The organism is Faecalibacterium sp. An192, from assembly GCF_002160175.1.
GTDB lineage: Bacteria > Bacillota > Clostridia > Oscillospirales > Ruminococcaceae > Faecalibacterium.
The window spans coordinates 1-841 of record NZ_NFKB01000142.1; the positions used below are offsets into that span (position 1 = coordinate 1).

An 841-nucleotide genomic window follows, 5' to 3' on the forward strand; every position below is an offset into this window, starting at 1 on the left:
GGAATGCTTTGTGGACGGCAAGCCGGTACAGGGAAGCCGATCCGAGGCAGCGTTTCATCTGATTGAGGAGATGTTCTCCCTGGAGCAGGCCTGGAAAGACCAATCGCCAAAGGCCCGCTTTACGCAGCGGCAGGAAAAACTCCGGCCGCTGTTGAACAGTTACTGGGAACTGCTGGACAGCTTCGAGGCGGCAGAAGGCACTGCGCTGAGCAAGGCCAAAGCCTACTCTCTCAACCAGAAGCAGGCGCTGGACGCCGTGCTTCTGGACGGCCGCCTGGAACTGACCAGTAACCTTGCCGAACGCACGGTGAAGCCTTTCGTGATGGCGCGCAAGAATTTTCTGTTCTGCGACACCGCAAAGGGTGCCGATGCCAGTGCCCTATGTTTCAGTGTGATCGAGACAGCCAAGCACAATGGTCTGGATCCCTTTGGTTACCTACTGTTCCTGCTGCAGGAGCTGCCCAAACTGGGCGAAAATCCTACCGAGGAACAACTGGTTCCGCTGCTCCCCTGGGCTGAAAGCCTTCCCGAGTATTGCAAACTCAAATAATTTTAACCGATTTGAGCTCCTTATGGGAGCTCTTTTCTTTATCCCTCACGGGGGATTATGGAGCGCTTACCGCTTACCTTACATTTGAGCGTCGCCCGCGGCCTGGATGTGGACAAACCAAGGAACCTGGCCAAGAGTGTGACGGTAGAGTAAAATCAGTCATACCGATGTGATTACTGATAAATGCAAAAATCGGACGCTGAGCGACACCTGCACGGAGTTTTAGCGACACTTTCACGCTGTAAAGCGACATCTCAGGGAAATTCCTCTATAATGGTTACGCGCACCATC

Annotated in this window: 1 protein-coding gene; it reads left to right on the forward strand. The window is 53.9% G+C overall.

Features of this window, described 5'->3' with window-relative positions; genetic code table 11:
- The coding region (locus B5F27_RS16325) for a transposase (RefSeq protein ID WP_144066577.1) at window positions 1–550 on the forward strand (550 nt) is incomplete at its 5' end.
- Window positions 551–841 lie beyond the last annotated feature (291 nt).